Source organism: Micromonospora sp. 4G55, from assembly GCF_016803375.1.
In genome coordinates this window covers 1-9,751 of sequence record NZ_JAEVHN010000206.1, presented here as the reverse complement: position 1 = coordinate 9,751, position 9,751 = coordinate 1, and the positions used below count along the sequence as shown (strand labels likewise).

General features: G+C 75.2%; 2 protein-coding genes and 2 pseudogenes. All 4 read left to right on the top strand.

Annotated elements, in window-relative coordinates; all coding sequences use genetic code 11:
• Window positions 1-290: 290 nt before the first annotated feature.
• Window positions 291-1,568 (top strand): annotated as a pseudogene (locus tag JNW89_RS17965) (condensation domain-containing protein); the annotation flags it as partial.
• 266 nt (window positions 1,569-1,834) lie between these two features.
• Window positions 1,835-3,388: a non-ribosomal peptide synthetase gene (locus JNW89_RS17960; protein WP_238449794.1), complete on the top strand. Its 1,554-nt coding sequence runs from the start codon at window positions 1,835-1,837 to the stop codon at window positions 3,386-3,388.
• Window positions 3,385-7,869 (top strand): annotated as a pseudogene (locus tag JNW89_RS17955) (amino acid adenylation domain-containing protein); the annotation flags it as partial. The gene JNW89_RS17960 and the pseudogene JNW89_RS17955, both read left to right, overlap by 4 nt.
• Window positions 7,870-8,105: 236 nt before the next feature.
• Window positions 8,106-9,751: condensation domain-containing protein (locus JNW89_RS17950; RefSeq protein ID WP_238449795.1), on the top strand; the 1,646-nt coding region annotated here is incomplete at its 3' end.

Here is a 9,751-nt window from a genome sequence, read left to right as displayed (position 1 = left end):
AGATCTTGCGGGCCCCGTAGACGCCGTAGTTGAGCGGCTGAGTATCGGCTACTCAAGCGCGAGTGACATCTCGCCTGCTTTCCTACTGGTCGCATGTGGATCCATGAGCTTTGTTGGCTTGCATCCGAAGTCGACATGCTGCCGTGCAGGAGGCTGCCGAGCCGCTTCCATCCTGCTGAACGCCAGCAGGGATCCGGCATGGCACCAGTCCCTGGGAGGTGATTGCGCCAGAGGGCGCGCTCACCCGATCCCACTGCTGTTTGAGGAGCTGTGAATTGCGCCAGGTGAGCATGAGCGGCGGATTCTGTTACACCCCTTCGTTTGCTCAGCACCGCATGTGGTTTATGGACCGGCTGGCGGGCGGGCGGAGCGCCGCGTACGTGACCACGCCGATGTGGCGGGTGGACGGTCCGCTCGACCGCGACCGCCTGCAGCGCGCGCTGGACGCGGTGGTAGCCCGGCACGATGCGCTGCGTACCACCTTCGTCGAACGCGACGGGGTGCCCCGGGCCGTGCTCGCCCCGCACGTCGACACCGCGATCGGCTGGCGCGAGGCCGGCTCGGCCGCCGAGGTCGCCCGCGCGGCCGGGATCGAGGCCGGTCGCCCGTTCGACCTGGCCACCGGGCCGCTGTTCCGGGTGGTCGTCTGGCGGCTCACCGACACCGAGCACGTGCTGCTGGCCGCGATGCACCACATCGTCTCCGACGGCTGGTCGATCGGGGTGCTGGTGCGCGAGCTGGGCGCGCACTACGACGGCGGGGACGTGCCCGAGCTGCCGCTGCGCTACATCGACTTCGCCGAGGCACAGCGCCGGGAACTCGACGGGGACCGCCTGGCGGCCGACGTCGACCACTGGCGGGCGCAGCTCGCCGGCCTGCCGGCGCTGGCCCTGCCCACCGACCGGCCCCGGCCGGAGCAGCCGTCGCACGCCGCGGCGACCAGCGAGTTCACCCTCGGCCCGGAGCTGGTGGCCGGGCTGCACCGGCTCAGCCGCGAGCACGGGACCACCCTCTACATGACCCTGCTCGCCGCGTTCGAGGTGCTCCTGGGCCGGTGGAGCGGGCAGGACGACTTCGGCATCGGCACCCCGGTGGCCGGGCGCGGGCGGCCCGAGGTGGAGAACCTCATCGGTCTCTTCGTCAACACGCTGGTCATACGGGCCCGGCTGGCCGGCGACCCGACCTTTGCCGAGCTGCTCGGCCGGGTCCGCGACGACGCGCTGGACGCCCTGGACCACCAGGACGTGCCGTACGAGCGGGTGGTGCGGGAGCTGCGGCCCGAGCGGCCGGACACCGAGTCGCTGATCGACGCATGGTTCGCCATGCAGAACGTGCCCGGCGACGACGGACGGGCCGGCACCCTGCGCTTCACCGATTTCGAAACCGACCGGCCCAAGGCCCTCTTCGCGCTGTCGCTCTTCGCCCAGCCGCGCGGCGACGAGCTGGCCATGACCGTGGTCTACCGCACCGACCTGTTCGACGCCGCCACCATCGGCCGCCTGGTGCAGCGCTGCCGCGAGCTGCTCGCCGCCGTGGTCGCCGCGCCGGACATCCGGATCGGCGCGCTCGCGCTGCCAGCCGCCGAGACCGCCCTGCTGCGCCGGTTCGGCGCCGCCGAGATGACCGGCCGGGTGGTCGACCCGGTMGTCGCSTTCGAGRMGCGGKCCCGSCGCGACCCGGGCGCRCTCGCCGCCATCGCCGTCGACGGCGTGGTCTCGTACGCCGAGCTGAATGCGCGGGCCAACCGGGTGGCCTGGTGGCTGCGCGACCGCGGCGTCCGGCCGGAGACGCCGGTGGTGGTCCGGCTGCGCGCGGCGTCGATCTGCTCGCCGCTGTGCTCGGCGTGCTCAAGGCCGGCGGGGCGTACGTGCCGGTCGACCCGGCCTGGCCGGCCGTGCGGGTGGACCTGGTCACCGCCGACGTGGGCGCCACGGTGGTGCTGGACGGGCGGCTGCCCGACGGCGGCCGCGAGGACGACCCGGGTGTCCCGGTGGACCCGGCGCAGCTGGCGTACGTGATCTACACCTCTGGGTCGACGGGCCGGCCGAAGGGCGTGGGCGTGCCGCGCGGCGCGATGGCCGCGCACGTGTCCCGGATGCGGCGGCGGTTCGGGCTCGGCCCGGCCGACCGGGTGCTTCAGTTCGCCGCGCTCGCCTTCGACGCCTCCGTCGAGCAGATCTTCCCCGCGCTGACTTGCGGGGCGGCGCTGGTCCTGCCCGAGCACGGCCTGGTCGCCCCGGCCCAACTCGTCGCCGACGTCGAGCGGCACCGGGTCACCGTGATGGAGGTGGTCCCCGGCTACCTCACCGAGCTGGTCGCCGAGGTCACCGCCGCCGGCACCACCGCGCCGACCTGGAGCCCGGCCCAGCTGCGGTTGCTGGTGCTCGGCGGCGACGCGGTGCGCCCCGCCGACCTGGCCTGGTGGCGCCGGCACCACCCCGACGTCGCCGTGGTGAACACCTATGGGCCGACCGAGACCACCGTCAGCACCACAGTCTACGAAGTATCGTCCGACGTGGACGGCGTGGTGCCGATCGGCCGCGCGGTGGGGGACCGGGCGTTGTACGTGCTGGACGGTCACCTCGCCGAGGTGCCGGTGGGCGCGGTCGCTGAGCTGTTCGTCGGCGGGACCCAGCTGGCCCGGGGCTACCTGGGGCGGCCGGGGCTGACCGCGGAGCGGTTCATGCCGGACCCGTACGGGCGGGAGCCCGGCGGCCGGCTCTACCGCACCGGGGATCTGGTGCGCTGGCGGTCCGACGGGCAGTTGGAGTTTCACGGCCGGTCCGACGGCCAGGTCAAGGTGCGCGGGTTCCGGGTGGAGGTCGGCGAGGTCGAGGCCCGGCTGCGCGAGCACCCGGGCGTCCGGGACGCCGTGGTGATTGCCTGGCAGGACCGGTTGGTGGCCTACCTGGCCGGCGACGGGTTGGCCGTCGACGAACTGCGGGACCGGCTGGCCGAGCGGCTGCCGGAGTTCATGGTGCCGGCGGTGTTCGTCGTCCTCGACGAGCTGCCGCGCACCGTCGGCGGCAAGGTCGACCGCGACCGGCTCCCCGACCCGGCCGGCCACCGGCCGGCGCCCGGCGCCGACGCCGAGCCGCCACGTACCCCGACCGAGGAGGCGATCGCGGACATCTGGCGGCAGGTCCTCCAGGTCGACCGGATCGGCATCCACGACAACTTCTTCCACCTGGGCGGCCACTCCCTGCTTGCCACCCGGGTCGCCATCCGGCTGCGCGCGGCCTTCGGCTGCGAGGTGGCCGTCCGCACCCTCTTCGAACGGCCCACCGTGGCTCGGCTCGCCGCCGCCGTCGAGGAGCAGCTGATGGCCGAAATCGCCGCGATGAGCAGCGAGGACGTCGAGCAGGCGCTGAAGGAGCAGCAGGCATGAGCACGATGCACGGCCTGGTCGAGGCGCAGGTCCGGCGTAGCCCGGACGCGGTCGCCATGGAGTTCGAGGGCGCGGAGCTGACCTACCGGGAGCTGGACCGCCGGGCCAACCGGCTCGCCCACGCCCTGCGCCGCCGCGGCGCCGGGCCGGAGACGGTCGTCGCGGCCGGCGCCCAGCGGTCGCTGGACCTGCTGGTGGCGCTGCTCGGCATCCTCAAGAGCGGCGCCGCCTACCTGCCGCTGGACCTGGAGCTGCCCACCGACCGGCTGGCCTACATGGCCGGCCAGGCCGGCGCGGTGGCCCTGGTCCGCGGCCCCGGCATGGCGGTCGACCTCGGCCTGCCCGGGCTGCCCGAGCTGACCCTCGCTGACACCGCCGGCGAGTCCGACGAGCCGTGCGGCGTCGCGGTCGACGAGCGCAACGCCTGCTACGTCATGTACACCTCCGGCTCCACCGGCCGCCCGAAGGGCGTGGTCGCCGAGCACCGGGGCGTGGTCAACCGGCTGCGCTGGGGCCAGCACGAGTACGGCATGACCTCCGACGAGCGGGTGCTCCAGAAGACGCCGTACGCCTTCGACGTGTCGGTCTACGAGCTGTTCTGGCCGCTGATGGTCGGCGCCCGGCTGGTCATCGCGAAGCCCGGGGGTCACCGGGACACCCGCTACCTGGTGGACACCATCCAGCGCCGGGAGATCACCAGCGTCCACTTCATCCCCACCATGCTGGCCCTGTTCGTCGGCGAGTCCGGCGTGGCCGACTGCCGCAGCCTGCGCCGGATCATGGCCAGCGGCGAGGCGCTCCCCACCGACCTGCAGAACCGGGTGCTGCGCACCCTGCCCGACGTCGAGCTGCACAACCTGTACGGCCCGACCGAGGCCAGCATCGAGGTGAGCGCTTGGGCCTGCCAGCCGGAGTGGGCCGGCGCAGGCGTGCCGATCGGCGCGGCGGTGGACAACACGCAGCTGCACATCCTCGACCCCGAGCTGCGGCCGGTCCCCGGCGACGGGCCGGGGGAGCTCTACCTGGCCGGCGTCCAGCTCGCCCGGGGCTACCTCGGGCAGCCCGGCCTCACCGCCGAGCGCTTTCTGCCCGACCCGTACGGCGAGCCGGGCGGGCGGATGTACCGCAGCGGGGACCTGGCCGGCTGGCACCGTCCCGGCGTGGTCGACTACCTCGGCCGGGTCGACGAGCAGCTCAAGCTCGCTGGCAACCGGGTGGAGCTCGGCGAGATCCAGGCCGTACTCAACGACCAGCCCGGCGTCCGCGCCTCGGTGGTGGTGGCCACCGGCGAGGCGGCCGAGAAGCGGCTCGTCGCGTACGTGGTCGGCGACGGGCTGGATCTGGCCGCGCTGCGGGACCGGCTGGCCGGGCGGCTGCCCGGTTACATGGTGCCGTCGACCTTCGTGCCGCTGGCCGAGCTGCCGCTGACCCCGAGCGGGAAGCTGGACAGTAAGGCCCTGCCTGCCCCCGACCGGCCCGACCTGGCGGTGCCGTACCGGGCGCCGGAGAACCAGGTGCAGGAACGGCTGGCCGAGGTGTGGACCTCGGTCTTCGGCGTCGCCCGGGTCGGCGTGGACGACACCTTCTTCGCTCTCGGCGGCCACTCGCTGCTGGCCGTGCGGCTGATCGCCCGGCTCCGTGAGGAACTCGGGGTGGAGGTCTCCGTCCGGGACCTGTTCGAGGGGCTGACCGTGGCCCGGCTCGCAGAGACGGTCGTCGCCGCGCCCGCCGAGGACACCGCCCCGGCGCTGGTGGCTGGTGGGGACGACACGCCCGCCGTGGCCTCGTTCGGGCAGGAGCGGCTGCTCTTCCTCCAGCGGATCCACCCGGACAGCCCCAGCTACGTCATCCCGGTCGCCTGGCGGGTCGACGGCCACCTCGACGAGGCGGCCCTGCGGCGCGCCCTGCACTGGCTCGCCTCCCGGCACGACGCGCTGCGGACCCGGTTCGTCGACGACGCCCCGGTGATCGACCCGGAGCCGGCGGTCGAGCTGACCCGGCTGGACGCCGACGGGTGGACCGACGAGCTGGCCGCCGCGCAGATCCGCCGCCCGTTCGACCCGGCGGCCGGGCCGCTGTGGCGGGCCGCGCTGGTCCGCCTGCCCGACCACGACGTGCTGCTGCTGGTGCTGCACCACGTGGTCGCGGACGGCTGGTCGCTCGGCGTCATCGCCCGCGAGCTGGGCGAGCTGTACGCCGGCGCCACCCCGCCCGCGCCGCCGGTGCGCTACGTCGACTTCGCCCGCTGGCAGCGCGCCGACCTCACCCCGGTCCGGCTCGGCGCCGAGCTGGACTGGTGGCGGCGGACCCTCGCCGACGTGCCGGCGCTGGAGCTGCCCACCGACCGGCCCCGACCGGCGGTGCTCGGCGCGGACGGCGCCACCCACCGCTTCGCGCTGCCCCAGGACGCGCTGCGCCGGCTGGCCGCACTCGCCCAGGAGCAGCAGACCACGTTGCACACCGTGCTGCTGACCGCGTTCCAGGTGCTGCTCGGCCGGTGGAGCGGGCAAACCGACTTCGCCGTGGGCACCCCGGTCGCCGGCCGGTCCCGCGCCGAGGTCGAGAACGTCATCGGCTTCTTCGTCAACACCCTCGCCGTCCGGGCCGACCTGGCCGGCGACCCCACCCTGGCCGAGCTGCTCAGACGGGTCCGCGAGGCCACCCTCGGCGCGTACGAGCACCAGGACGTGCCGTTCGAGCAGGTGGTGGCGGAGCTGCGCCCGGAGCGGGACCTGAGCCGCACCCCTGTCTACCAGACCATGTTCGCGCTGCGGGACGCCGCGGTCACCGCACTGCGGGTGCCCGGCCTGACCGCGGAGGAGCTGCCGCTGGGCTGGCGGACCGCCAAGTTCGACCTCACCCTCTTCGTTGACCAGGCGCCCGACGGCACCCTCACCGGCTTGTTCGAGTACGCCACGGACCTGTTCGCGGAGCCCACCGTGGCGCGCCTGGCCGCCGCGTACGCCCGGCTGCTCACCGCCCTGGCCGGCGACACCGGCGGGCGGCTCGGCGACTGGGACGTGCTCGACCCGGCCGAGTGGGACGCCCTGCTCGCCGCGGGCACCGCGCCGCGGCCGGCGATCCCCGCCCGCCCGCTGCACCACTTCGTCGCCGACCGGGTCGCCGCCGGCCCGGACCGCCCGGCAGTGGTGGACGGGGAGGCCGTCTGGACGTACGCCGAGCTGGACCGGCGGGCGAACCGGCTGGCCCACCACCTGGCCGACCTCGGGGTGGGCCGGGAGACGGTGGTGGCGGTCAGCCTGCCCCGCTCGGCGGACCTGGTCCGCGCACAGCTCGCCGTGCTCAAGGCCGGCGGGGCATACCTGCCGCTGGATGCCGACCAGCCGGCCGAGCGGAGCCAGCACATGATTGCCGACACCGGCGCCACCGTGCTGATCACCGCCGCCGGGCACCACGACGGCGCCGGGCTGGGCTGCCGGGTGGTCGACCTGGTCCGGGACGCCGCCGCACTGGACCGGCACCCCGACACCGACCCGCGGGCCCCGGTCGACCCCGAGCAGCTCGGCTACGTGGTCTACACCTCCGGCTCCACCGGCCGCCCGAAGGGCATCGGCATCACCCACCGGGGCTTAATCCGCACCGTCCACGACGGCGGCTACCTCACCCTCGGTCCGGACGGCCGGGTCGCGTTCGCCGCCAACCCGGTCTTCGACGCGGCCGCCTTCGAGGTGTGGGCCACCCTGGTCGCCGGCGCGACCCTGGTGGTCACCCCGCCCGACGTGGCGCTCTCGCCCGCCGCCCTCGCCGGGCACCTGGACCGGCACCGGGTCAGCACGCTCTTCCTTACCACCGCCCTGTTCCACCAGGTCGCCCGGGAGCGCCCGGGCGTCCTGCGCGGGCTGCGGCACGTGCTCTTCGGCGGCGAGGCCGCCGATCCGGTCGCGGTGGACGGCCTGCTCGCCCACGGCGGCCCCGGGCGGCTGCTGCACATGTACGGCCCGGCCGAGTCGACCACCTTCGGCACCTGGCACCCGGTGACCGCGCCGAGCGGCGGCGCGGGCGCCGTCCCGATCGGCCGCCCCATGCACAACACCACCGCGTATGTGGTGGACCGGGAACTGCGGCCCGTCCCGGTCGGGGTGGTCGGTGAGCTGCTGCTCGGCGGCGCCGGCCTGGCCCGCGGGTACGTGTGCGCGCCCGGGCGCACCGCCGAGCGGTTCCTGCCGGACCCGTTCGGCGCGCCCGGCGGCCGGGTCTACCGCACCGGTGACCTGGTGCGCTGGACCGCCGACGGGGCGCTGGAGTTCGTCGGGCGCGCCGACGGGCAGGTCAAGGTGCGCGGGTTCCGGGTCGAGCCGGGCGAGATCGAGACCGCGGTCCGCCGCCACCCGGCGGTCCGCGACGCGGTGGTGCTCGCCCGCCCCGACCGCAGCGGCGCGCTGAGCCTCGTCGCGTACGTGGCCGCGGACCCGGCTGAGCTGGGCGACCTGCGGGCGTACCTGGCCGGGTCCCTGCCGGCCTACCTGGTGCCGGCCGCCGTGGTGGTCCTCGACGAGCTGCCGCTGACCCACAACGGCAAGGTCGACCGGGCCGCCCTGCCCGAGCCGACTTACTCGGCCGGGGCCGGCCGGCGGGAGCCGGCAACCGAGCTGGAACGGCAGCTTGCCGAGATCTTCACCGAGGTGCTCGGCGTCGCCGACCCCGGCATGGATGACGACTTCTTCGCCCTCGGCGGCACTCGTTGCTGGCCATCAAGGTGGTCGGCGCGGTCGCCGCCCGGACCGGCCGGGAGATCACCTTCCGGGACCTGTTCACCACCCGCACCATCGCCGGGCTGGCCCGGCTGCTCGCCGACGCCGGCGAGGTCGCCGCCCCGATCACCCGGGGCACGGCGACCACGGGGCTGCCCGTTTCCTTCGGACAAGAGCGGCTGGTCTTCCTCGACCGGCTGGAGGGCGCCGGTTCGGCGTACACCATCCCGCTGGCGTGGCGGCTCACCGGGCCGTTGGACGCCGACCGGCTGGCCGCCGCGCTGGACGCGCTGGTCGACCGGCACGAGGCGCTACGCACCCGGTTCACCCTCGTCGACGGGGTGGTCCAGCAGGACGTCGCGCCCGGCTGGGCCGGCCTGGACCGCCGGGACGCGGCGACGCCGGCCGAGGCGGCGGCCGCGCTGGCGCAGGAGGCCTGCCGCCCGTTCGACCTGACTACCGGGCCGCTGTTCCGGGCCGTGCTGTGGCGGGCCGGCGACGCGCACCTGCTGCTGCTCGCCCTGCACCACACCGTCGCCGACGGCTGGTCGGCCGCGGTGCTGGTCCGCGAGCTGGAGGCCGGCTACGACGGGGTCGACATCGCCCGCCCGCCGGTCCGGTGCGCCGACTTCGCCGCCTGGCAGCGGACCCGGCTCGCCGGCGACCGGCTGGCCGGAGAGCTGGACCACTGGCGGCGGCGGCTGGCCGACCTGCCCACCCTGGAGCTGCCCACCGACCGGCCCCGCCCGGCGGTGCGTAGCGGCGCCGGGGCGAGCGTCGGGTTCACCGTCGAGCCGGAACTCGTCGCAGCGCTGGAACGGCTCAGCCGGGCGCACGGCGCGACGCTGTTCATGACGCTGCTCGCCGCCTACCAGGTGCTGCTGGGCCGGTGGAGCGGGCAGGCGGACTTCGCCGTCGGCACCCCGGTCGCCGGCCGAGGCCGCCCCGAGGTCCGCGACGTGGTCGGGTTCTTCCTCAACACCCTGGTGCTGCGGGCCGACCTGACCGGCACGCCCACCTTCGCCGAGCTGCTCGACCGGGTCCGCGACGACGCGCTCGGCGCGTACAAGCACCAGGAGCTGCCCTTCGGCCGGCTGGTCGAGGAGCTGCGCCCGGAGCGCGACCTCAGCCGCTCACCGCTGTTCCAGGCGCTGTTCAGCTACAACGACTGGACGCTGGACACCCTGCGGCTCGGGCCGGTGGCCGGCGCCGCGCTGCCGGTGGACCGGGGCGCGGCCAAGCTCGACCTGACCCTGGAGCTGGTGCACGGCCCCGACGGGCTGGCCGGCGCGCTGGACTACACCACCGACATCTTCGACGCCGCCAGCATCGCCCGGATGGCGGAGGCGTACACCCGGCTGCTGCGGGCGGTCGCCGCCGACCCGGCGGCCCGGATCGCCGACCTGCCCCCCGCGGAGGCCGCCCCGGCCCCGGCGGTCGCCGCGCCGGCCGGGCCGTTCCGCTCGCTGCTCGACCGGATCGCCGACCGGGTCCGGGCCACCCGGGACGCCACCGCCCTGATCGGTCCCGGCGGCGAGCTGACGTACGCGCAGCTGGACCACCGCGCCAACCGGCTCGCCCACCACCTGCTCGCCCAGGGCGTCGGGCCGGAGGACCGGGTCGGCTGCGGCTGCCCCGCGCGTCGACACCG